Here is a 22,807-nt window from a genome sequence, read left to right as displayed (position 1 = left end):
TGACACTAGGGCCGAGTCGATCCTCAAATGATCCTGTGAATGTCCGGGTTTCGTCTCAGCAACTCCGGTTCCGGCAAACGGCGTTGAATTTACGCCAACCCCAGCTCAAGGGGCATGTTCAGCCACCATGCGACAGAATCGCGCCATCGCACCCTTACGCCGAACACCGAACCCCAGGGAGCGGCCCCGGAGCTCACCCGGGGCCGCGCAAAACTTCACCCATTCACCGGTACACGGTGGCCAGCCACCGAAGTTCGACAGGCTGGCTTTCGCGAGCGTCATGCCGTCGAGTGCGGGATCAGCCGGCCCCACCGCTACGGTGCTGCGCGCAGCCGACCGCCCCACCCTTCTCACCCGGTCCGGCAGGACGAACTGCGGCCGACGGAACCAGCGTGCAGTTCGAGTGGAGCTTCACCAGTGTCGACTGCCGACCTTCGGGCATCGCATGTTCATCCGCTCAGGTCTGACACTGCGCCGTGCCGGCGGTAGACCAACCGCTCCAAACACCCCCGTCGGCCCGCGCGTGTACGCGAATTTCGACCTTCACACCGGGCGCGCACACCCGGGTCGAGGCTCCCACCTCCGTGGGCTCGACGGACCCACCCGCCGGGAGATACGTGCGTCCGCTGCCCAACTTCACCCAGTGGCCACCGTCGACGACACGAAAGAACGCCTCGTAGGCGACGTTCACCGCCCTCGGCCCCGTGTTGCGCGCCTTGATGTACGCCGTGATCTCGCGCGTGTAGACCCTGCCTTCCTTTCCGCGCTGGGCGCTGATGCAGCCGTTGACGGCCACCCGGCCGGTCGACACACCGCCGCCGCAGGCCACTGCTGCGGCGTGAGCGTTGGCCGGAATGGTCAGCACGGTGAGCGCGGCAGCGCCCAGGATTGTTCCGATACGCCTCATATGCAAAATCTTGCTCCCTTCGATCACTATTGCCTCAGAACAACCATTACGCGTCGAGACGTAGAGGGACAGCGGCTCATCGAGTTCTTCACTCCAACGGAAGCAGACGGTGCTCAGTACGCGATCTCCTGCCCGAGCGGGAGGTGGGTCTTGAGGGAGACACGTAGGCGCCGTTGATGCCGCGCGCGGTCACCTCGTGCCGGTCGGGCGGCAGTTCGTGGCGGATCCACTTGGGCGGGCCGGGCCTCTCAGATCTGCTCCGGCCGACCACAGCACACAGAACCTCAGTGTCCGAGTACGGCTGTAGGGCACCCGCCGGCGGGTGCCCTACAGATGCCCTACGAGTTCAGCTCCTGTCCGCTCCTCTTGGCTGGGGACAGGCGGCAAACCCCTACCCGTCCGTTGCCCAGGTGCCCAGCGCGATCTCGGCGGTGATGCCGGGACCGAAACCGGCTATCAGGCCCTGGTGGCCCTCGAGTGCCGACTGCTCGTCAAACATGCGGTCGAGGGCGTCGAGGACGACTGCGCTCGCGATGTTGCCGTACTCGGTGAGTGTGGCCCGACTGAAGCGGAACGCCTCGGGCGGTATGTCGAGGCAGCGGCTCAGGTCGTCCAGGATGCGTGGCCCGCCGGCGTGGACGATGTAGAAGTCCAGTTTGCCGACGTTCCATTGGTGCTCCTCCGCCAGGGCGCGCAGCGCGGGGCTGAGGGGCTCCATCGTTTTCGGTACCCGCTTGTCCAGCTGGAAGTGGAAACCGGTGGAGCGGACCGCGTAGGAGATCCAGTCCTCGGTGTGGGGTATGAGGTACGAGCCGTTGCGCTCCAGGCGCATTCCGGTACCGCCGTTCCCCCGGACGACAACCGCGGCGATGCCGTCACCGAACAGACCGTTGGAGAGCAGCGATCCCACACCGATGTCGCCCGGCTGATAGCACAGTGAGCAGAACTCACAGGCCACGATCAGGACATTGGCGTCGGGGTAGGCCCTGCAGAAGTCGTGCGCCCGGTTCACAGCGGCTCCGCCCGCAGCGCAACCCAGTTGCGCAATGGGCAGCTGTCGTGTCTGCGACTTGAAGCCCATGGTGTTGATGAGCCACGCGGTCAGCGAGGGCATCATGAAGCCCGTGCAGGACACATAGATGATCAAGTCGATGTCGGGGGGCTCGAGTTGAGCCTGGTCGAGTGCACGCTGAACCACCTTCGGAACGCGGGCCTTGGACTCCGCTTCGTAGATGGCGCTGCGGGCATCGAGTCCCGGATGCTGGAGGACCACATCGATGGGCTGGATCAGGTGCCGCTTCTGCACCCCGGTGTTCTCGATCAGGCTCAGTGCCAGGTCGAGTTGTGGATGGTCGTGGTGCAGCCTCCGCGCGAGTTCGAGGGTCTCCTCGTTGGTGATGACGTGCTCGGGTATCGCGATTGCCGGCTTGCACAGCACTGCCATGGGAGTGACTCCTCGCAGTTGGTGGCCCCGGGCGCGGCCGGGGCCGCTCCTGAGGGTTCAGCGCCTGGAAGGGAGCCCCTGCTGCCCTGGGCGCTCGAAGACGGCGCGCACATGGACTACCTGAGAGGAACACGGTCGACCCGACCGTCGCGCAATGCCTCCCGGCCGGGGCAAGGCCCGCCAGGGACGCCGCCGCTGGGATTGGCCAGCGCAATCCAACGTACGCCAGATGGATCACCGCCGCACGTCGGACCGTTGCCCCCGCAGCCATCGTGAGCAGGAAGTGCGTGCGCCAGGCGGATCACCCCCCGCACACCCGGGCCACTGTGGCCCTGCAGTCGGCGTGAGCAGGGGCAAGGCGCCGTCCTCATCGGCAGCTCACAGCCGCACGAGTCGCAGCCCAGGTGCCGCTCATCTTCGCCGTCGCGCCGAGCGGGGCGCGCGGTGTTACGCGCGCGAGGTGTCCCCGCCCGGCCCTGCCGTCATGTGCCGGCCTGTCACCAGGTGACGGGCAACGCGAGGGGGTAGCGCCAGATCGATGTCGCGTTCCATCGGAGTTCTTCGGCGGGCTTTGCCAGCGCGAGGCGCGGGAAACGCTCGAGGAGCGTTCCGAGGGCGATCTCGATTTCCGCGGCGGCCAGCGGTGCGCCCAGGCAGTGATGGGCGCCCCAGCCGAAGGTCATGTGAGGCGGGCCGGAACGTTCCAGGTCCACCTCGTCGGGGCGGTCGAACTTACGCGCGTCCCGGTTTGCGGTCAGGTAGGAGACGTGCACGATGTCCCCCGCCTGAATGGTCACCCCACTCAGGGACACGTCTTCCATGGCCACCCGAGGGATACCGACCCCCTTGCGGAAGGGAATGAAGCGCAGCAGTTCGTTGATCGCTCCCGGCAGCAACTCGGGGCGCTCGCGCACGGTCGCGAGCAGATCGGGCCGGGTGAGCAACAGGTAGGTCAGGTTGCCGATCTCGTACGTCGTCGTATCCTGCCCTGTGATCAGCAGGACCATGGCCATGACGGCCAACTCCTCGTCATTGAGGATCTCGTCGCCGTCGCGGGCCGTCGCCAGCACGCTGATCAGGTCGTCACCGGGATTCTCGCGGCGTTGCGCGGTCAGTGTCGCAAAGTAGGCGCGCAGCTCGGCCTTCGCCCGTACCGCGGCCTCCCGGTTCGCGGCCCCGACATCCATCATCGTGCGGGCGTGGGCGCGCAGCTGTGCATGGTCCCCCTCGGGGATCTCCAGCACCTCACAGATCGTGATCAGAGGCAGTGGTCCGGCGAGGTGTTCCATGATGTCGGCGGGGGTACCGTGTCCCGCCATCTGCTCGAGCAGATCGTCGACGACATTCTGAGTGCGCAGCCTCATGCGTTCGATGTGAGCCGGGGCGAAGCCCTTCGACACAAGGCTGCGCAGGCGGCTGCCGGCCGGGGGGTCCATGAGGTTGATCGCCTCGGACTGGACGATCGGCTCGGGTGTCATGCGCGGGAAGTCACGGCCGGCGACAGCGTGACGGCTGAAGCGCCGGTCCGTGGTCACCGTCCGCACGTCGTCATAGCCGGTGACGAGCCACGCCGTGCCCTCGCCGAAGGGCAGCCGGATGCGGGAGACAGGTCCCTCGTTCATGAGCTGTCTGAGCGTCGGGTCGAACTCCAGGGCCTCGGCAAAGTCGAATGGACATTCACGCGCTTCGGAGCCGGCGGTCATTCGGATCTCCAGATGAGTGGCATCTACTGCTGCTTTGGACCCGACAGCCGTACCCGGCTCGCCGCCAGGCCATACCCGATTCGCCCGCATGCGCTCAACAGTTCATCCGTGCCGCTCAGGGCAGATCGCGGCGACCTAAAATTGAGCGATATGCACGTTCTCCGCCAAGGTCAGGCCGGCGGCGAAGATGCTGGTGACGAAGAGGACAGCTCGGCTTGCCTGCCCGGGATCTCCCACCGCGGCCAACGCCCCCGCGCGCCCGCCCCGGAAGAGGACCAGGGCTCGGCGTGCCGCCCGCACGCGGCTCCGCGAACCATGCAGCCCCCTTCGCACTCGCCCCCGCTCCGGCCCTCGGACTGCCGGTCACATGCCGGGGCGATACCTCCGCTCCACGTGCCCCTTGAGGTCCTCGGGATAGAAGTAGACGGGCCGCAGGGCGCCCCGCGCATAGCGCTCGGCCTGATCGCCGAAGTGCGGCGAGTCGGGGTGTCCGCTCACACCACCCGCCGTCACCGCCCAGGCGCGCAGTCGCGGCCCGAACTCCACAACCGCCACGAAACTATTGCCACTGGTGCCGTAGTAACGCTTGGTTCCCGGGTAGGCCGTCGCGCCGAACGAGGCGAGCGAGCCCCATCGCGAGGAGGTGAAGGGCACCGGGATGCTGGGCTTGTCGTCGCTGAACTCCTGAACGATCGCACCGTCGTTGCGCTGATACCGATTGATGTCACCCCACGGCACCTGCCAGCTGCCGAAGTCCCGCTCCAGCCGCTGTACCGCCGTCTCGAGCGCTCCGAGCCTCTGCGCGTCCGTGGCACGGTCGGCGATGTAGTCCCATACCGACAATCCGGCGTCCGCCGCCGCCTGGGTGGTGAGTGCCCACATGTCCTCGCCCCAGAACACGGCTGCTGATGTCGCGGTCGAGTCCGCGGACCACCGGAAGTCCCAGTCGCGCAGCAGGCCGATCGGGCCCGCCAGCTTCTTCTTCTGCCCGTTCCCCTTGGGCAGTTGGTCCCACGCCGCCACGAGCCCCGGCAGCAGCCGCGCGAAGGCGGTGAGATACGGGTCGAACGCGGCCTCGATCAACGTCTTCGGAGTGAAGTCGTCACGCGCGGTCAGCACCCGGATGGCATGCGGCCCACGCGGGTTCTCACCGAACCGGTCGAAGTAACGCGGATAGTCGGCCTTGTGAGGGCTGTCCGCGCCGGCAGCGGTCCAGGGCCAGTTGTTGGTGTTGAACGCCCAGCCGTTCTTCGGGTCCACGGCCTGCGGCATGCTGTCCAAGGTGTGCAGGCCGTACCAGTCGGTCGCCGGGTCACTGCCGTCGACAGCCTTGAGATAGTCGAAACGGTCGTTCCTCACCGGCATGAACTGCGGCATCAGGAAGGCGATCTCACCCTTCGAGTCCGCGAAGAGCGTGTTGTTCGAGCTGTTCGCCTTCAGGCCGGCGACCTTGAGATAGTCGGCATAGTCCCGCGTCGTGGTACGCAGGAAGCTCTGCTGGAGCGCCTCGACGGGCTTGTTCATCAGCGCACACGCGATCCACTTGCCGTCACTCTCGCGCACGATCGGGCCATGGTGCGTTGCGTACGTCGTGAAGGTGCGCTCCTTCTGCCCGCCCTCATCGGTACGGAAGGAGAGCGTGACGTTCTTCGTCGTGACGGGGCGCACTTCCTCGCCATAACGGTAGGAACGGGCACCGTCGGCCCCTGTCACGATCGTCTCGGCGAACTCGTCGATGTTGTCGACACCGCTCGTCGTGTGCATCCAGCCCGTGTCAGCGTTGAAGCCCTGGTAGATGAAGAACTGCCCCCAGGTGGCGGCACCGTAGACGTTCAGTCCCTCGCGGCTCGTCACATGTTGTTCCGCGCGGAAGAAGAAGCTGGTGTGCGGGTTGATCAGCAGCAGAGCGTGGCCGTCCCGCGTGTGGCTGGGTGCGATCGCGAAACCGTTGGACCCCGTGGGTTCGCGCTGCACGAGGCCGCGCTCCTCGTCGGTCATCGGTACGTCAGTCTTGTCGTAGAACGCTTCGAGCTGAGTGAGGAGCACCGATTCGATGTCGCCGCCGATGCTGCCTTCGGAGAAGCTGAGCGGCATCCACGGCTCGAAGCGGTCGAGCACCCGCGGGCGCACCTCGGGGTGTGTCGCGAGGTAGTGGTTGAGTCCGTCCGCCCAGGCTCGCATCAACGCGCGCAGCCACGCCGGGCACTTCGCGTAGTCCTTCTTCAGCTCCTCCGGGTCGAGGAACAGCCGCTGGCGCAGGTCCTGCCATATCGCGCTCTCGCCCTCGGCCTCGGCGAGACGGCCCAAGGCGACGAGGTAGTTCTGCTCGATCCGGTTGAAGTCGTCCTCTGCCTGGGCGTACATCATCCCGAACACCGCGTCGGCATCGGTCTCGCCATCGACGTGGGGAACACCCCAGTCGTCCCGGGTGATCGTGACCCGTTCGGCATGTCGGCGCCGGCGGGCCTCGTCCGGCAGCGCCTGCGCCGGCAGCCCGAACGCGGCGCCGGTCTGCAGCCCCACCGCGGCAACGGCCAGCCCGGCCGCTCCACCCAGAACGCGGCGCCGGCTCATCCCGGAGTTCTGCGCATGACTCATGAGTCGCTCCACTCTCCTTCGAAGATCAGGGGATCGTTCGGTTGCACCCGGTGCGGTGAGCGCTGGTCCACGGGCCGGCCCTTTGGCGCTCTCTCCGCCCGGTACGGCGCTCTCGTCACCCTTCGCCCGTGCGACCCCACCGGGATGACGCCCTCGGCCATCACCCTGATCGTCACCCCCACCGCGCAGCCGGCAACCACGACCGAGGTGACCACCCGGACGGCACACGCACGTTCCGGTGATCACCTACGCGCACAGTCCTATCCAGGAAGCAGCGCCCTGACAAGGCCTCATCCCACCGCAATCGGAAGGACTTAGTCCGGTGAAAGCGGGGTGTCCCACCTGCCCGGCTACCTACTGATCTCCCTTGTGACGGCCTGTCACCAGGAGCGGATCAACATCCGCGCGCGGGCAGGTCTTCGGGCAGTTCCTCGGCCTCACCCTCAGCGACGTCGGCAGAGACCAAGAGGCCGTCAGGCGTCCGCGCCGTGCCCGCCCGTCTTCGGCCAGCCACCGCCAGCAGCATGCAACTCGACCCGGAATGCACTCATCCGTTCACTGACTGCTCTCAGCGCAGATCGAGCAGCATCACGTCATGCAGATCCACGCTCTCCCCCCACAGCCGCGCCTCGCCGATCTTGCGGTACCCCCACGCCCGGTAAGCGGCCGACGCCGCCTTGCTGCCTGGGTGGACGTTCAACAGCACCCGCTCGGGCCCGATGCCGTCGAGCAGCATCGCGTGCAGCCGACGCGCGATGCCCTGTCCACGCCACGGTCCGCGCACGGCGAGTTCCATGAGCCCGAAAGTGCGGTGCCCGTCCTCGCGCCGCATGTCCTCGGCCACCGGCTCGGTCAGTTCGTCCCACCAGACCGTGTCGGGACCGAGCAGGAACCCGTACGCCATGCCGACCGGCTCACCGTCCTCGCAACGGGCCAAGGTGGCGCGGAAGGTGCGGTGGCGAGCCTGCACGGGGAAGCGGCGGAAGGCAGCAGCGACGTCGTCCTCGGTCTCGTTGTAGGGAGGCTCGGCGAACGCTTCGGCGTAGATCAGCCTGAACGCGTCCACAGCGAGCGCCGCTGCCGAGCCGTCCATCCGCTCCACCGCGATGGTCCCCTGCTGCGCCATGAAGTGCCCCCCTCGGACGGTCGCGCAATAACACTCGCACACTCCCGGACAGTGGACCCCAGGCGCCAGTCCGCCGGCCCCGTTGGCGGTCCCTTCAACATCGTGCACCTCGCCCCACCAGTTGCCGCCGTCCCGTCACCTGCAGCCCGGCACGTCCACTTCCGCGGTGGCCGGGGCGAACCGGCCCGAAAGGCGGAGGACACGGGTCCGGTCGAGCGTCCACGGGGCATGAGCGGCCGTGCCGGCCTCCATCGGCGGGGCATATTCGTACCTGGTCGAATGCCATGCCGACCTTCCATTCAATCGCCGGAGCGGACCTGCTGCAACGCGTGGGTGACATGGTGCGGGCGCCGCGGCCCCGTAACACCATAGAGAGGCGGCAGCGTGCCGCGCGCTATCACCATGGCCAGGCGGCACCATGCCGCTTCGGGCCAGACACCGGAGGTGCACGGTGGAGTCAGCGAATTCCGGACGGCGGACCGGGAACCTGCTCTTCGCGTTCGCCCCGTGGATCATCTTCGACGTCGTCGCGTCTCCCAGTACCTGGGAGTACGCCGCTCTGGCGGCCCTCGTAGCCGCAGTGGTGCTGAACCTGCCGGATCTGCGCCGGGGTTCCTTCAAGGTACTGGAGGTCACCGGCATCCTGTTCTTCGGCGTCATGGCTCTGCTGGCACTCTTTCTCGACCGCCAGGACATGCTCTGGCTGGAGACGTACGCCCAGGTGCTGTCGAGTTCGGTCATCGGGGTGGTGGCCCTGGGATCGCTGGCATTCGTACCGTTCACCGAGCAGTACGCGCGGGAGACCACGCCCCAGGAGGTCTGGGGCACTCCCCTCTTCCGGCACGTGAACCGGGTGCTCACGCTGGTGTGGGGCGGCGTCTTCGTCGCCACGGCCGTACTCGGACTGGTTGCGCTGCACACGACGTCCGGTGTCGACTGGTTCAACTGGATCATCCCGGTGGTCCTGTTGATCCTGGCGGTCCGCTTCACGGAGAGTTATCCAGACCAGGTGCGTGAGCGAGCGAAGGCCGCGCACACCGCTCCGTAGCCCCGACTGCACCGGCCACGGAAGCGATCAGCGGCGTTGGCGGCGGCGCCTGCGGCGAAGAACGGCGCCCTGTCCCGGCACGAGCGGATCAGCCCTGAACCGACAGAAATTCCTCGACAGCGGCGGCGAACTGGGCCGGAGCATCGTGGTGCACGACATGACCGGCAGGCAGCTCGGCGAGGAAGGCCTTGCCGGCACGACGGGCGATCATGTCCGCGGCATGGGTGGACGCCAGCTCATCGCTTCGTGTTCCACGGATCAGCAGAGTGGGGCAGGCCACCGCCGTCCAGTCCTGCCAGTGGTCACCGTTGAGTGCCTTCTGGGACGCCACCGTGTGCTCGAGGTCGAACGAGAATCCCCAGCCGCCCTCCGACCGACGGAAGGAACACTCCAGATAGGCAGCCGCCGAACCCAGTGCGGCCACCAGTTCCTGACGCGAAGACGCATGGCGGGGCAGGCGCAAGGTGAATGACCAGTCGCAGTCCACCACCGCGCCGATGTCCTCAACTATCAGCGCACGGACCTGATCCGGCTGCCGGGCAGCGTACTGGTAGGCGTTCACTCCGCCCAGCGAGTGGCCCAGCACCGCCACCGGCCCGATGCCCAGATGTCGATGGAAGGCAGCCACATCAGCGACGTAATCGTCCCGCTCGTAACGCTGGGCGCGATCGGACTCACCGTGCCCGCGTTGATCGAGCGCGATCACCCTCCACCGCGGCGCCAACGCCTCAGCCATGGGCGCGAACACCGACGCCTCGTTGTAGTGCCCGTGCAGGGCCAAAATCGGAGTACCCGGACCACCGAAGTCCAGGTACGACAGTTTCCGCCCGTCGACCACGAAGAATTCACGCATGATGCGGATGCTAGGCGGCACCACTGACACCTGATGGCTGACCAGCAGCCGCCAGAAGAGAGAACCACCATCCTCTCAGTCAGAACGAGCCACATCCAACGGACATCGCCTCACGAAGCGTCTTCCAACTGATCGCTCAGAGTGGGATTCACTCGCAGCCTCTGAAACCTCCTGCTCGAAGAGTGTCAGCGGGACCACTGGCCGTTCCAGTACAACCCTCGCTATGAGTTGGGTGGCGAACGTGATGATCTCGGTCGACATGGCCGACAGCGCGAGTGTCGAGGCGTCCGAGGTCGGAATGCGGGCCAGGGGGGCGGACCGTGACCGGGAGGCGGTGTCGGAACGGTTGCGCATGGCCGCGGGGAAGGGCGGATCGATCTCGCCGAGTTGGAGGAGCGGCTGGAGCGGGCGTACGCGTCCAAGACGTACGCGAAATGGGAGGCTCTGGTTGCGGATCTACCGGCGGTCCGGGGGCCAGGGGCTGACACGTTGGTGTTGAAGACGCACATGTCGGCGATCAAGCAGGCCGGGCCGTGGGTGGTGCCGCCGCGCATCGTCGCCGAGTCCAAGATGCTCAACATCCTGATCGACTTCACCAAAGCGACCTGTCTGCACCGTGAGGTGACACTGGAGGCGTCGTGCGGGATGGGGACAGTACAGGTCGTGGTTCCGGCAGGGTGGGCGGTACGGATCGACCCTGCGAGCACGAACACCGCGCACATCGCGAACGAGGCGAACGGGCCCGTGGACCCGTCAGATCCGGTGCTGACGGTGGTCGGGCATCCACGGTCCGGGCACATCAAGATCAAGCAGGCCCGTAGGCAGGCCAAAGGTCGCCTCACCTCACCGAGGCCCACCCGTGAGGGGAAACAACGGGTGGGCCTCAAGGCAGCCGGTGAATGGCGGGAGCCATTCGGTCAGGCCCTGGCTCGCAATGAGCCTTCCTCCCAGATCTACAGGCGCGGGATGGCGCGGGGCACCGGGCGCCCCTTCACTGGGAGGCCCGCCCTGCTCTAAGGGGCGTTCGCAGGTGTCACTGGAGCACCTCGGCGCTTCGGCCGGCCGCGACCACCGTGCGGAGGGGGAACGCGACGAGCAGCGCGACAGCGATCAGGAGCCCGCTCACCCACAGCGGTCCGAGGTCCCCGGCCCCGGTACTGAGGCTGGTCGCGGCGACGAGGGGGCCGGCGGCGGCACCGATGTTGAGTGCTGCGGTCGCGTACGAGCCCGCCATCGTGGGGGCTTCCGATGCCTCGTAGAGGACCCGCGTGATCAGTGTGCTGCCCAGTGCGAATGACAGCGCGCCTTGTACGGACACGAGGGCGCAAAGCGCGACCGGGTTGTCGGCCAGTACCGCCAGGGCGGGCCAGCCGACGAGCAGCAGCGGACCGCCCACTGCGATGACCAGACCTGGTCGCCGGTCGGACAGCCGGCCGGCGACGGTGACGCCGACGAAGGAACCGGCACCGAAGAGCACCAGAACGACAGAGACCCACAGCTCGCTCAGCCCGGCGGTGTCGGTCACAACGGGGGCGAGGAAGGTGAAGCTACCGAAGGTTGCCGCGTTCACCAGCGCGCCGAGCAGCATCACCAGGATCAACCGCGGCCTTGTGAGCGGGGCTAGCTCCGTTCGCAAGGCCGGCCGGCCAGTCGCCTCTTCCTTCCCCTGTCGCGCCGGGATGCCCTTCAGAATGCCGATGGCTGCGGGCAGGCAGAGAGCGGCGACTGCCCAGAAGGTGGCCCGCCAGCCGAGCACCGTGCCGAGTACCGATCCGCCGGGGACACCGGCGACGGTCGCCACCGTCGTACCCGACAGCAGGACGGCCAGCGCACGTCCTTTCTTGTCGGCCGGGACCAGCGTGGCGGCAGCCGTCAGAGCGACGGCAATGAACCCTGCGTTCGCGAGCGCGGCGACCACCCGGGTGGCTACCAGGACGGGGAAGCTCGTGGTGATGGCGCCCACAGCGTGAGCCGCCGCGAAAGTAAGGACGAACCCGAGAAGGCTGGAGCGGCTGGGCCAGTTGCGGGCAAGCGCGGCCACAAGAGGGGCGCCGACCATCATGCCGATCGCGAAGGCTGAGGTGAGCACGCTCGCTGTCCCGACTGTGACGTCGAAATCTGAGGCGATGCCCGGCAACAGCCCAGCGAGCATGAACTCCGAGGTGCCCATGGCGAAGACCGCCATGGCAAGCAGGTACAGCGGGAGAGGCATTGAAGGCTCCGAGGTGAGGAGAAGCACGAGAAGGTCATCTCGTCACCGCGGCCAGCCCCACGGGCACACTCGTCCCACCACAGAATGCGGCGCAACGAGAGGGCTACGAGTTCAGGGCTTCAGGGGGCTGACGGCGTGACCGAAAGCCCCCACCTTGTCTGACTCAGGACTCGACATAGCTCGCACGCTACCCGACCTATGCCCGCCGAAGCATCTGGGTTTCACCGACATCGGCCTGCGTCACCAACGTCCTGTCTCGCACCAAACAGGGCGCTTCTTTTGGATCATTCGCGGGAGCGGAAGGATGTCAGGGCCTGAAGAGCGCCAACAGAAGTGGTTGATCACCCGCACCCGCACCCGCTGAGAACGCCGCGACGACATGCAGTGTCGCGCCGTCGAATGCGGCTCCTGCTGATCCCTGACCCGTTGCCCCGATCAGCCGTCAGTTCTTCTTCAGCTCCTCGGCGAGCATCACAAGGATGCCGCTGGGACCACGGACGTACGTGAGCTTGTAGATGTCCTCATAGGTCGCCACACCGCGAAGCGGAAGGCATCCGTGCTTTGCGGCTGTCTCGAGGGCTTTGTCGATGTCGTCGACTGAGAAGGCGACGCGATGCATGCCGATCTCGTTGGGACGAGTGGGGTCGGACTCGATCGCTTCGGGGTGGATGTACTCGAAGAGCTCAAGGCGACCGTGACCGTCTGGCGTCTGGAGCATCGCAATGTTGGCATGATTTCCATCAAGGCCGACGGCGGTGTCGGTCCACTCACCACTGACCGTGTCGCGGCCGACGACCGTGAGGCCGAGGTCGGTGAAAAAGGCGATCGTTGCTTCGAGGTCGCGAACAGCGATGCCGACGTTCTCAAGTTTGATGGCCATGCGTTGCATGCTACCGAGCCGGGCCGATCGGATCCTTCCGGCAAGGCCGCAGCCATGTACCAGGGCACCGTCGGGGGCGACCGCGCTCTGTCCACCGGCGTCCGGAGCGTGTTGCCCGCCGGCGACCAGCCCCGGTCACGCACCTCGGACCGCGCCGACCGTGCGGACCGGATGGATTGCAGGGCCTTCTCACGGCGGCGGTACGGACGTCGATCAGGCGGAAGACCATCGGGTCCGTCGGGTCGGAGGCGACCGGGCCGAAGACGGCCGGCTCGCACCGCAGCATCGCGACGACATCCGCGAATGCGAGGAGATCCGGCCAGCCCTGGCAGGCGTCCGATGCCGGCAACAGAGCGGAAGGGCCCGAGTCTTCCGCCTCGGGCCCTTCCGCAAGCTCCAGCCCCTGAGATTTCACCGGGCCGCTCGTTCGTTCCTGCCGTGGGTCAACTACGGGCGAACTCAAGGAGGTCGGCGTTGAAGATCTCGGCGAACTTGGGGACCATCGCCAGGCCGTGCGGGGCGCCGGGGTAGACCTTGTAGATCGAGTCCTTGACGAGCTTGGAGGACTTGTCGCCGGCGGCCACCTTGGGAACGATCTGATCGTCGTCGCCGTGCACGATCAGCGTGGGCACGTCGACCTTTTTGAGGTCCTCGGTGGTGTCCGTCTCGGAGAACGCCTTGACGCAGTCGTAGGCGCCCTTGATGCCGACCGTCATGCTCCAGAGCCAGAACTCGTCACGGGTTCCTTGCGTGACCGTCGAGTCGTCGCGATTGGCGCCGTAGAACGGGGCACTGAGGTCCTGGTAGAACTGCGAGCGGTCCGTCTCGACGCCCTTGCGGATCTCGTCGAATACATCGATCGGCAGGCCTTCGGGGTTCGCGTCCGTCTTGAGCATCAGAGGGGGGATCGCGCCGAGCAGGACCAGTTTGGCGACCCGGCCGGAGCCGTGACGGCCGATGTAACGGGTGACCTCGCCTCCGCCGGTGGAGTGGCCGACCAGGATGACGTCGTGGAGGTCCTCTGCCTCGATGACCGCCGCGAGGTCGTCGGCGTACGTGTCGAGGTCGTTGCCCTCCCAGGACTGCCCGGAGCGTCCGCCACCGCGCCGGTCGTGGGCGATGGCACGAAATCCGTTGTCCGCCATCACCTTCATCTGGGGGTCCCAGGCGTCCGCGTTCAGCGGCCAACCGTGGGAAAAGACAACGGGCTGTCCCGAACCCCAGTCCTTGTAGAAGATCTGCGTGCCGTCCTTGGCGGTGGCGAAAGGCATGGTGTTTCCTCTCGAAACTATCTCAGTAACTCATGCGAACGCGCGGGTGCATCGCATGAGTAATTCACCCGAGCCGGATTCACACACCACGCTATAGACCAGCTTCGGGCCAGAAGGAGACTCGACGGCGAGGTCAGCAGTGAAAGAGCGACCGGAATGAGCACGTCGTCGCCATCACCCTAACCGAACAGGAAAGCTTCAGCACGCTGGACGGTCACCGCCCGAACACATACCGGCCAGGACCAACTGGCAGCCCCTCCCTGCGACATACATCCCGCAGCCGCCACATGGGCCACCGAATTCCTGGTGGTCAAAATTGACACTTAAATCCGGGTAGACGCGCGACTGCACAAAGGCAGGGAAAATTGAAGATGAGAGTTATCCATGATTATGGGGAAACGTCGGTCCGGCCACTCTCAGCGGCGGCCGACCCGATAACGCAGCGCGCCTCAGTTTCCCCATGCTCACTTTCCGTTCGCACCCCCTTCACGAGCGCCGATAGCGCAGATCTGGGCCTGATTGCAGGATGCGAGCTGGTGACTGCTGCTTCTGCAGCACGAGGGACTACCTCAGCGTCAGCAGCCCGCCCGAACCTTACGTATCTACTTGCCGACTCTTCGTGACCTACGCCCTTCGACGGCACCTCCCCGTGCGGTGGCCGACCGAAGTGAGCGGCGCGACTCTGCGCATCAGTATGGAAGTGGCACGTGTGCGCGTGCCGGAGCGGAGGTGTGCCATGTCGACCGGTGCGGTCCTCGTGCGTATCGCTGATGATGGGCGAATTCTCGAGTGGTCTGCCCAGGCCGGAGAACTGCTGGGCTGGTCCCAGGGGGATGCCGAGGGGCGCACTGTGGCTGCCCTGTCGCGACAGGGCGCCACTGTCTCCGGGGCAGTGGGCGCCCTGGCCGCTCTGGGGGAGGTGTCGGTAAGACCCGTGTTCTCCGGTCGTTCGCTGACCTGGGAGGTACGCGCAGCAGAAGGCTCTGGTTCAACCGAGCGGGACTTCGCCGCCTTGCAGGCTTTGTTCGCAGACGCGCCCATGGACTTGTACGTTCTGGACTGCGACCTACGCATCGTCAGGTCCCGGGCCGGTACACCCGAGGCACGGCCGGCCGGGAAGGAGACGCCGGCCGACATGGATTTTGCTTCAGCCCTCGGGCTTGAGGATCCGGCGAATGAGCGTGCGGTGGCGCGACTGGTTCTTGCCGGCGGCGAGCCGGCGCTCCAGCGTGTCGTGCGGTCCGCAGGAGCGGAAGGCACGGGTCGTCCCGTGGTCTACTCCCTGTCGTACGTCCGCGTCGAAGGACACGACGGCCAGATCCAAGGCCTGGTCGCCTCGGCGATGGATGTGACGGACCGCGAGCGGACGTCGCGACGGTTGAATGTCTTGGAGCGGGTCCGCACAACCGTCGGGGACCGACTCGACGTCATGTCCGTGTGCCAGGAGTTGGCCGAGGCCGTCGTACCGGCATTCTCAGGCATTGTGGTGGTCGAGGTCATCGAGGACGTGTTCCGGGGGCAGGAGCCGCCATTGGCTCCGGTGGCCTATGACGTGCCCTTGCGGCGCGCTGCATTCAAAGGGCTGGTGTCGGCACACGCGGTGGGCGACGTGCGTCGGCTCCCGCACGGCACTCCGTTCTCGCGAGTCCTCAACGACCTGCGTCCGCGGCTCGTCAGCGTGGCCGAAGACAGCCCCTGGCTATCGGCAGATCCGGCGCGGGCGAACTCCATCGTGCGGTCAGATGCTCACTCCCTGATCGTCGCCCCTCTCACCGTACGCGGCGCAGCTCTGGGCGTGGTCAGCTTCTATCGGCACGGAGACGAGGAGCCCTTCGACGAGCACGACATCACGCTGACGACGGATGTCTGCGCGCACGCGGCTCTCTGTATCGACAACGCACGGCGTTACACGCGGGAACGGACGATCGCAGCGACCGTGAAGCGTCGGCTCCTGCCGCAGAAGTCGCCGGTTCCGTCCACCGTGGACGTGGCTACGATGCACATCCCGGGTCCGGGCGGCGGGGGCGCATGGTTCGACACCATCGAACTGGCGGGCGGCCGCGTCGCGTTGGTGCTCGGAGACGTGGCCGGACGAGGCGTGGCGACTGCCACCACCATGGGACAGCTCAGGACCGTCATCCACACACTGGCCGCACTCGACCTGGAGCCGCAGGAACTGATGGCCCGGCTGAGCGACACCGCCGAGCAACTGGCCGCGGAACGGGCAGCGCTGCCGGCGGGAGACCCTCTGAACCGTGAACCGCTCACGGCTGCGTGCCTGATCGCGATCTACGACTCGGTCGACCACACGTGCACGCTCGTTCGCGCGGGACTCTCGGAGCCGTATCTTGTCCTTCCTGACGGCGAGTCGGCGACTGTGGCGGCTCCGGGCGGTCCGGTGCTCGCCGGCACCGATCACGCCCCTTTCCCTGCCACCCGGATCACGATGCCAACAGGCAGCACGCTTGCGGTCGGCAATGAGGACCTGTTGGAGAGCTCGCCGACGCTGCGTGTACTGCTGCAGGAGGGAGCGACGCTGCCCCTGACCGAAGTCTGTGACACGCTCTCTTACGCGCTGCGAGACCGCCACGACACGGAGAAGTTGCTGCTGCTGGCACGTGCTCGAGGTCTGCCCCCGGACAGAGTGCTGACGGTTGCGCTGGCCGAGGATCTGTCGGCCGTCCCTGCAGCCCGTAAGGCCGCACGCAGAAAACTCGCCGCTTGGAAGATCGGCGAAGAGACAGCCTTCACCACCGAACTCATCGTCAGTGAACTGGTTGCCAACGCAGTCCGGTACGGTGCTCCGCCCTACCGCCTGCGGCTCATCTTCGACGACCGTCTGACCTGCGAGATCCGTGACGCAGGGGCAAGCGTCCCGCGCCTCAAGCATGCCCGCGCGATCGATGAAGGGGGCCGCGGCCTCTTCATCGTCGCAAGCATCGCCGACACTTGGGGCGTCCGGTACCACGAGCAGGGTAAGACCGTGTGGGCGCAACAGGGCCGGGTTGTTGCAGAGCCGGTGTAGTGGCCCGCTCCGCGGACTTCCATGGTGGCGGCTGCCGTAGAGACTGAGAAGTCCTGTCGAAATGAGCGGTGGCTCGGGAGTCGGTCTCCCAGTGGAGAGCGCCTGCTTCGGCGGGGGTTTCCAGCGCCGCGGCGAGGGGTGCCGGGTCGATGCCTGAGGCGAGGCTCACGGCGAGGTACGTGCCCTGGAGCCATTCGTGGAGCAGGCCGGTCTCGGCGCAGTGACAGACCGCAGCACGGATTTCGTGAAACCCTTGCGCCTTCCGGGATTTGAGGGGTGCCATGGTCCTGGGATCGCCTCGTCCTTCACTCGAACCACCCCAAGTCTCGAATGAAGGGGACCAGTTGGTGACACACGGCTCGCCTGGCCGTGAATTCGCCCGGCTGCCGTCCACCCCGGCTCGGGGCGCCGCACTACGCTCGCCCGGGCGGCCGGCAAGGCCGTCGTGGTCACCTCACGGCAGGAGAAGCCATGAGAAGCAGGAGCACCACCCGCTCACCCCGTCGCGCGGCCCTGACCGTGGCGCTCGCCGCGGCTGCCGCCGCCCTCGGCCTCGCCCTGCCCTATACCGGCGGCGTCCCCACCGCCCAGGCCGCCGTTCGCAAGCACGTCGACAGCGACTACACACTGTTGCGCCGCTCCCCCGCCTCGTACGTCATCGGCACCGCCTACCGCGGCTGGACCGTCGACATCCAGGGCGACCCGCAGGGCGGCTATCGCTGGGGCCACATCTACGGCGACCTCAACTCCTGTCTGTGGATCTACGACGGCGCGGCCTCCGGCGACGAGGCGCACGCCAACGAGTGCGGCGACCCGGTGACCATGCCGACGTCGGAGTTCACCAACGGCCAGATCGGAGGTGGAGCGTCGGACGGTGCCACCGTGACCACGGTCGCCGGATCGGGCTGCGCCACGTACGACGGCAGCCACATCACGGGCTACGGGAACGTGCGCCCGTGGTCGGTGCCCACCACCCCGAGTGCCCCACTGAACACGCAGGTCGCCATCGGCCAGACGGTGCTGTGGCGTTACGTCAGCCGCGACGGCCGCTACGTGATGGTGCGAGATCCGCGCGGCGGCAGCACCGACGGCGTGGGGCTGCAGAGCTGGTACTTCGTCCCGCGCGGATGCCTGCCGACGACGCTGCCCTGATCCGGGCGTCGGGCGGGTTCGCGAGGCGGACGGAAGGGGCCGGGCAGGTGGCGGCGTGGCCGGGAGGCTGATCCGCGGCTCGCTCTCCCGGACTACCCGCCTTGTTCCTGCAACCGGGACTTCCACCCCGGGACCGTGCTCTTCGCGAGAGGCTGTTCTGACGATCACGGGAGTCGTGGACTGGGTGGAGACGTCCTGGGGGCCCGCTGACCTGGACGTGGCCCACTGCTCCACTGCGTTGTGCTCACTGTGCTGCGCTTGCTCTGCTGCACGGCGTGCGCGTCGGCATGCGTCTGGCGGATCACTGCATCGCAGCCGGTGGAACGCTGAGCGAGGACCCGGCTGATCACCTGTGCTGGACGCTCCGGCCATCGCGCCGGACGCGGGAGGGTCGCCGGGCCCTGCCGGAAACTCGAGAGGGAAGATCTGACATCGGCCGTTCTCGCCCAGCGCTTGGAAGCGTACCTCCAGGCGCTGTTGTTCGAGTACGACCGAGAACTTCGGTAGTCAGCGCCGTCCGGCGGCAGTCTGCGGTGCCGGTGTCCGCGTCGGGCGTCGGGTCATGAGGGGACGAGCGACCAGGTCAGGTGGGTTGGTGGCGGTCTGTGGAGTGGGGTCTGCTCAGGTGTGCCCGATCAGCCGCGCTGCGGTCTGAGCGGGAGTCTCGCTCTCTGTATAGATCGTCCGGGTCGCCATCTGCAGCGCGCCGGGGTCATCGAGCCACTGCTCCAGGAAGTCGTGTCCGTCGACGATCCAGGATTGCCCCTTGGTTGTCGTGCAGCGTTGCCGCAGGAGGGTCAGCGAGAGTTCGCGGTCGGGTGAGGGCAGAACTCGAACCACGTGTCGGCAGCGGCTCAACACGGTGCGCACCTCGGCCCGGTGTGCGGGGTCGGTGTAGCTGGTGTGGCCTGCGCCCAGTGCGATCACGGCGTCGGGATGGTCGGCCACCACACTCGCCACAGCGTGCGCTCGAGCGCCTTCCCACTCGGACTCCGCGGCGAGGCGACCGACTGCCGCGATGCGCTCGCGGAGTCTGGGGATGCTCCATCCCACTTGCGCGTAGTACTCGTCCGCTGCGGCGTCCAGATCGACGATCGGTCTCTGCGCTTGTGCCGCGATCTCCAGGCCCAGGGTGGTCTTCCCGGTACCGGCCGGACCGATCAGGACCATCCAGGGTGCTTCCTGGGCTGCGGGACGCTTCATCTGGCGGCCAACTCAGCTGTGAAGGTGCCGACTTCGTCCTCCAGTACAGCGGGCGGCATCCCACCCGCACCCTTGCGGACGGTCCCGCAGCAGTCGGACATCGCGCCGTCTACGTTGATTTCGCCGAGCACAGGCGCACCCCTTCCGACCGACGCTGCGACGTCGGCCTACTCGTACCAGTCGATCGATCACTCAGAAAGCTACGCCCCCGCGTGCCGATGCGAAACCGATCCAAGGGCACTGAGCGGGCGCGCTTCGCTCAGGCCGACCCCCGCACCACCAGGCGCGGCACGATCACCCGCTCGGCGAGCGGGCCGCGGCCCTGTACGAGCGCCGCGATCTGCTCGACGGCGGCCCGGCCGACCTGCCGCTTGTCGACGTGCAGCGTGGTGAGCGGCGGGTCCATCAGCTCTCCGAGCATCAGGCCGTCGCACCCGACGAAGGCACAGTCGCCCGGTACGTCCAGGCCCCGGCGCAGAGCGCGGCGCATGGCGCCGACTGCTATCAGGTCGTTGTAGGCGAGCACCGCGGTGGTGCCGGGGTGTTCGGCGAGCACGCGGTCCATGCCGTCGGCGCCGCCCTGCACGGAGTTGGCCACAGGAACGACCGGGCTGCCGCCGGTGTCGAGTCCGTGCTCGGCGGCCAGGGCGAGGAACAGGGCGCGCCGGGAGTGCGGGTCCGCCCCGTCTCCGCGGGCCGTGTCATCGAGCATGACCACGCGCCGGTGTCCGGCCGCCATGAGGTGCCCGAGGGCCTGTCGCATCCCGGACTCGAAGTCGATACGGACGCCGCCGGCGGCAGGCGGCCGGGTGTCGTGGTCCAGGAGCACCAGCGGGATACCTGTGCTCCGCACCTGTTCGATGGCGCTCTCGGCGAAGAAGTAGCCGACGCACGCGTCGACATGGTCGGCGACAGTGGCCGCCACCCTCTGCTCGCGTTCGAGAGCCGACCCGGTGCTGTACACGGCGACCTGCCAGCCGCGCTCGTCGGCGGCTTCCATCACCCCGGCGACGACCTCGGGGAAGAACGGATTGAGCACATCGGCGACGACCAGGCCGAGCGTGGTCGTCGCCGGGCCTGCCATGCCGCGCGCATGCCGGTTGGGCCGGTAGCCGAGTGTCTGGGCGACCTCCAGGATCCGTGCCCGGGTGCCCGGGTCGATCTCGGGTTTGTCGTTGATGGCGCGGGAGACGGTCTGCCGGGAGACACCCGCGGAGCGGGCCACGTCGTCGATGGTGACGCCGTGACGCCCGCGTCGGGACGTGCGAGGGGTGGGCATCTCGGGGAGGGTTCCTCTCTCTGCCTGCCTAGTGTCGTCCGCCTTCGCCGCCGGACGGTTCACGTGAGCGCTCACGGACATGATGAGCAGCTCGTTTCCCGCTGTCAACGGCCACCTTTTGCACCGAAGTTGAGGTGATCAAGGGCGAGTTCAGGAATCCCTCGCACCGGTCTTGACGGGGACATGCCCCGGCTCCAAGGTACTCCGTGAGCGCTCACGGGAACGCTCACGAAGCGGCCATCCGTCCCTGCAGTCGCCCTCCCGGAGGACGTACGTGACGTCGATCGCGGTCACCACGGCAGAACGCCCGCCCACTCCCACCTCCGCGCTCATCGACCGGGTCAGCGTCGCCGTGCTCGTCGACGGCGTCCCCATGGAGCCTGTCGTGCGCGAACTCCCGGACGGCGTACGGGCATTGGACGTCTCATCCCCCGAAGGCGCCGCCGTGGAGATCCGCCTGGCGACACCCCTGCAGGACGCCGTCGGCTACTGGCACCCGGACGCCGGCTGGCAGCGGTCCCTGCCGCCCGACTGGGCAGGCCCGCTCAACGCCGGCCTGGTGCACGGCTCCGCGATCGGCTGCCTGTACGAGACATCGGGGCAGACACTGCTCGCCTTCGCCGCAGAGGACGCGACGACCGAGACGCACCTGGTCTTCGGCGTCTCGGAGCAGCGCAAACTGTTCGCGGTGCACCTTGAACTCACCGCCGGACGCCGGCCGTACACCGTGCTGTTCGCGGGCCGCAGCCCCTCCCCCGCGACGGCGCTGCGCCTGCTGCGCCGTCGGCTCGTAGGCGCTGCGAAGATGCCACCGCTGGCGCTGCCGGAGGCGGGCCGCACCCCCGCCTACTCCACCTGGTACGCCTTCGGACAGGAGGTCACGGCCGACGGCGTGGCGCGGGAGGCCGAGCGCGCTGCCGCACTCGGCTGCGGACTGCTGATACTCGACGACGGCTGGCAGCGTGGCGGGCGGGAACGCGGCTACGCCTGGGCGGGCGACTGGCAGGTCGACACGGCCAAGTTCCCCGATCTTGCCGCGCATGTGGGCGACGTGCAGGGCCTCGGCATGGCGTACGTGGCGTGGATCGCCCCGCTGCTCCTGGGCCCGGACTCCCCCGAGTGGCAGCGGCTCTCTCCGTACGCTCGCATCCCCAGCCCCACCGCGCCCGGCGCACACGTCCTCGACCCCAGAGAGCCCCGGGTGCGCGTGCACGTCCTGCAGGTGTGCACCCGGCTCGTCGCCGACCACGGGCTCGACGGCCTGAAGCTGGACTTCCTCGACGACGCCACCGTGTACGCGCAGACCGGCGGCGGCCCGGTCGGACCCGCGATGGCCCTGCTGCTCGGGGATCTCCGCGCCGCCCTCGGCGCGCTGTGTCCGCGCGGCCCTCTGGTCGAACTGCGCCAGCCCTGCCTCGGCCCCGGCATGAGCGCGTACGGGAATCTGCTGCGCGCCTCCGACTGCCCGGCCGACGCCACCGCGAACCGGATCCGCACGATCGACGCGGCGCTCTGCGCGACCGGCGGCGCCGTCCATTCGGACATGCTGATGTGGGACCCGGACGCAACGGCCGAGGCAGCGGCCCGGCAGATTCAGTCGGTGTTGCATGCCGTTCCCCAACTGTCCTGCAGACTGCATGAGTTGAGCCCGGAGCATCGCGAGGTCGTGGCGTTCTGGCTGCGCCAGTGGCAGCGGCTGCGCCCCGTCCTGCTCGACGGCGAGGTGGAGCCGGGCCGCCCTGACGAGCTGTACCCCCTCGTGCGGGCGCACGCGGGTGACGCCCAGGTGGTCGTCGCGCACGCCGAACGCCCCGTTCCGCTCGACCTGTTGCGCCACCCCCGGGCCGATCTGGTGAACGCCACCTCCGCGGACAGCCTGATCTGTGTCGTGCCGCACGCCCCGGTGCGGGCCACGCTCACCACGTACGACGCACGCGGCCGGGTCACCCACTCGGGCCCTCACACCTTCGGCCCGGGCGCGGTCCGCCTCGACGTACCGCCCTCCGGCCTGCTGACCGTCCGGCCACCCGACTGACCCCGAGGAGGTCCACCGACTCGCCCGCACAGCACGTCCTTTGTCCCGGCAACGTCACGGTGCTGCACCCG

General features: G+C 67.7%; 16 protein-coding genes and 1 pseudogene. 5 read left to right on the top strand and 12 right to left on the bottom strand.

The window, feature by feature from the left end:
- Nucleotides 1-457: 457 nt before the first annotated feature.
- The 5 genes from LGI35_RS42720 to LGI35_RS42700 all read right to left on the bottom strand — a co-directional run bounded on the left by LGI35_RS42720 (nucleotide 458) and on the right by LGI35_RS42700 (nucleotide 7,778).
- Nucleotides 458-907, bottom strand: a complete 450-nt coding sequence (locus tag LGI35_RS42720) for a hypothetical protein (RefSeq protein ID WP_227299812.1) — start codon at nucleotides 905-907, stop codon at nucleotides 458-460.
- Nucleotides 908-1,298: 391 nt separating this feature from the next.
- Complete coding sequence (locus LGI35_RS42715) at nucleotides 1,299-2,351, bottom strand: type III polyketide synthase (protein ID WP_227299811.1); 1,053 nt, start codon at nucleotides 2,349-2,351, stop codon at nucleotides 1,299-1,301.
- 497 nt (nucleotides 2,352-2,848) lie between these two features.
- Nucleotides 2,849-4,054, bottom strand: a complete 1,206-nt coding sequence (locus LGI35_RS42710) for a cytochrome P450 (protein WP_227299810.1) — start codon at nucleotides 4,052-4,054, stop codon at nucleotides 2,849-2,851.
- Nucleotides 4,055-4,417: 363 nt separating this feature from the next.
- The gene (locus LGI35_RS42705; RefSeq protein WP_227299809.1) at nucleotides 4,418-6,652 is read right to left on the bottom strand and encodes a penicillin acylase family protein; all 2,235 of its coding nucleotides are present in this window, start codon (nucleotides 6,650-6,652) and stop codon (nucleotides 4,418-4,420) included.
- A gap of 568 nt (nucleotides 6,653-7,220) precedes the next feature.
- Complete coding sequence (locus tag LGI35_RS42700) at nucleotides 7,221-7,778, bottom strand: GNAT family N-acetyltransferase (protein WP_227299808.1); 558 nt, start codon at nucleotides 7,776-7,778, stop codon at nucleotides 7,221-7,223.
- 451 nt (nucleotides 7,779-8,229) lie between these two features.
- Here LGI35_RS42700 and LGI35_RS42695 point away from each other — a divergent pair, with 451 nt between their 5' ends.
- The gene (locus LGI35_RS42695; RefSeq protein ID WP_227299807.1) at nucleotides 8,230-8,826 is read left to right on the top strand and encodes a DUF3159 domain-containing protein; all 597 of its coding nucleotides are present in this window, start codon (nucleotides 8,230-8,232) and stop codon (nucleotides 8,824-8,826) included.
- 88 nt (nucleotides 8,827-8,914) lie between these two features.
- Here LGI35_RS42695 and LGI35_RS42690 read toward each other — a convergent pair whose 3' ends face one another.
- Complete coding sequence (locus LGI35_RS42690) at nucleotides 8,915-9,679, bottom strand: alpha/beta fold hydrolase (protein WP_227299806.1); 765 nt, start codon at nucleotides 9,677-9,679, stop codon at nucleotides 8,915-8,917.
- Between the two features lie 507 nt (nucleotides 9,680-10,186).
- Between LGI35_RS42690 and LGI35_RS42680 the strand changes: the two genes are divergently transcribed.
- Complete coding sequence (locus LGI35_RS42680) at nucleotides 10,187-10,696, top strand: hypothetical protein (RefSeq protein WP_227299805.1); 510 nt, start codon at nucleotides 10,187-10,189, stop codon at nucleotides 10,694-10,696.
- Nucleotides 10,697-10,712: 16 nt separating this feature from the next.
- Here the strand turns inward: LGI35_RS42680 and LGI35_RS42675 are convergent, their stop codons facing one another.
- The 4 genes and pseudogenes from LGI35_RS42675 to LGI35_RS42660 all read right to left on the bottom strand — a co-directional run bounded on the left by LGI35_RS42675 (nucleotide 10,713) and on the right by LGI35_RS42660 (nucleotide 14,042).
- Nucleotides 10,713-11,891 carry a Cmx/CmrA family chloramphenicol efflux MFS transporter gene (locus tag LGI35_RS42675; protein ID WP_227299804.1) on the bottom strand — a complete coding sequence of 393 codons (1,179 nt, stop codon included), beginning with the start codon at nucleotides 11,889-11,891 and terminating at the stop codon, nucleotides 10,713-10,715.
- Between the two features lie 442 nt (nucleotides 11,892-12,333).
- Nucleotides 12,334-12,771 (bottom strand): VOC family protein, encoded by a 438-nt coding sequence (locus LGI35_RS42670; protein ID WP_227300749.1) that lies wholly within the window; start codon nucleotides 12,769-12,771, stop codon nucleotides 12,334-12,336.
- A 57-nt stretch (nucleotides 12,772-12,828) separates the two neighbouring features.
- Nucleotides 12,829-13,063 (bottom strand): annotated as a pseudogene (locus tag LGI35_RS42665) (IS1380 family transposase); the annotation flags it as partial.
- A 151-nt stretch (nucleotides 13,064-13,214) separates the two neighbouring features.
- Nucleotides 13,215-14,042, bottom strand: a complete 828-nt coding sequence (locus LGI35_RS42660; RefSeq protein ID WP_227299803.1) for an alpha/beta fold hydrolase — start codon at nucleotides 14,040-14,042, stop codon at nucleotides 13,215-13,217.
- A 736-nt stretch (nucleotides 14,043-14,778) separates the two neighbouring features.
- Here LGI35_RS42660 and LGI35_RS42655 point away from each other — a divergent pair.
- Nucleotides 14,779-17,067 carry a SpoIIE family protein phosphatase gene (locus tag LGI35_RS42655; protein ID WP_227299802.1) on the top strand — a complete coding sequence of 763 codons (2,289 nt, stop codon included), beginning with the start codon at nucleotides 14,779-14,781 and terminating at the stop codon, nucleotides 17,065-17,067.
- 471 nt (nucleotides 17,068-17,538) lie between these two features.
- On the top strand, nucleotides 17,539-18,219 hold the full coding sequence (locus LGI35_RS42650) for a hypothetical protein (protein WP_227299801.1): 681 nt from the start codon (nucleotides 17,539-17,541) through the stop codon (nucleotides 18,217-18,219).
- A gap of 621 nt (nucleotides 18,220-18,840) precedes the next feature.
- On the opposite strand, the gene LGI35_RS42640 is transcribed toward LGI35_RS42650, so the two are convergent.
- Both LGI35_RS42640 and LGI35_RS42635 read right to left on the bottom strand, forming a co-directional pair.
- Entirely contained in the window at nucleotides 18,841-19,389 is a 549-nt protein-coding gene (locus LGI35_RS42640) for an AAA family ATPase (RefSeq protein WP_227299800.1), read from the bottom strand.
- A gap of 292 nt (nucleotides 19,390-19,681) precedes the next feature.
- A complete protein-coding gene (locus LGI35_RS42635) occupies nucleotides 19,682-20,701 on the bottom strand; it encodes a LacI family DNA-binding transcriptional regulator (RefSeq protein ID WP_227299799.1) in 1,020 nt (339 codons plus the stop codon).
- Nucleotides 20,702-20,975: 274 nt separating this feature from the next.
- On the opposite strand from LGI35_RS42635, the gene LGI35_RS42630 reads away from it, so the two are divergent.
- Nucleotides 20,976-22,736: a glycoside hydrolase family 36 protein gene (locus LGI35_RS42630; protein ID WP_227299798.1), complete on the top strand. Its 1,761-nt coding sequence runs from the start codon at nucleotides 20,976-20,978 to the stop codon at nucleotides 22,734-22,736.
- Nucleotides 22,737-22,807 lie beyond the last annotated feature (71 nt).

Origin of the sequence: Streptomyces longhuiensis (assembly GCF_020616555.1) — a bacterium.
GTDB classification, from domain to species: domain Bacteria; phylum Actinomycetota; class Actinomycetes; order Streptomycetales; family Streptomycetaceae; genus Streptomyces; species Streptomyces longhuiensis.
The sequence above is the reverse complement of the archived record's forward strand: the minus strand, read 5'-3'. Positions and strand labels throughout refer to the sequence as shown.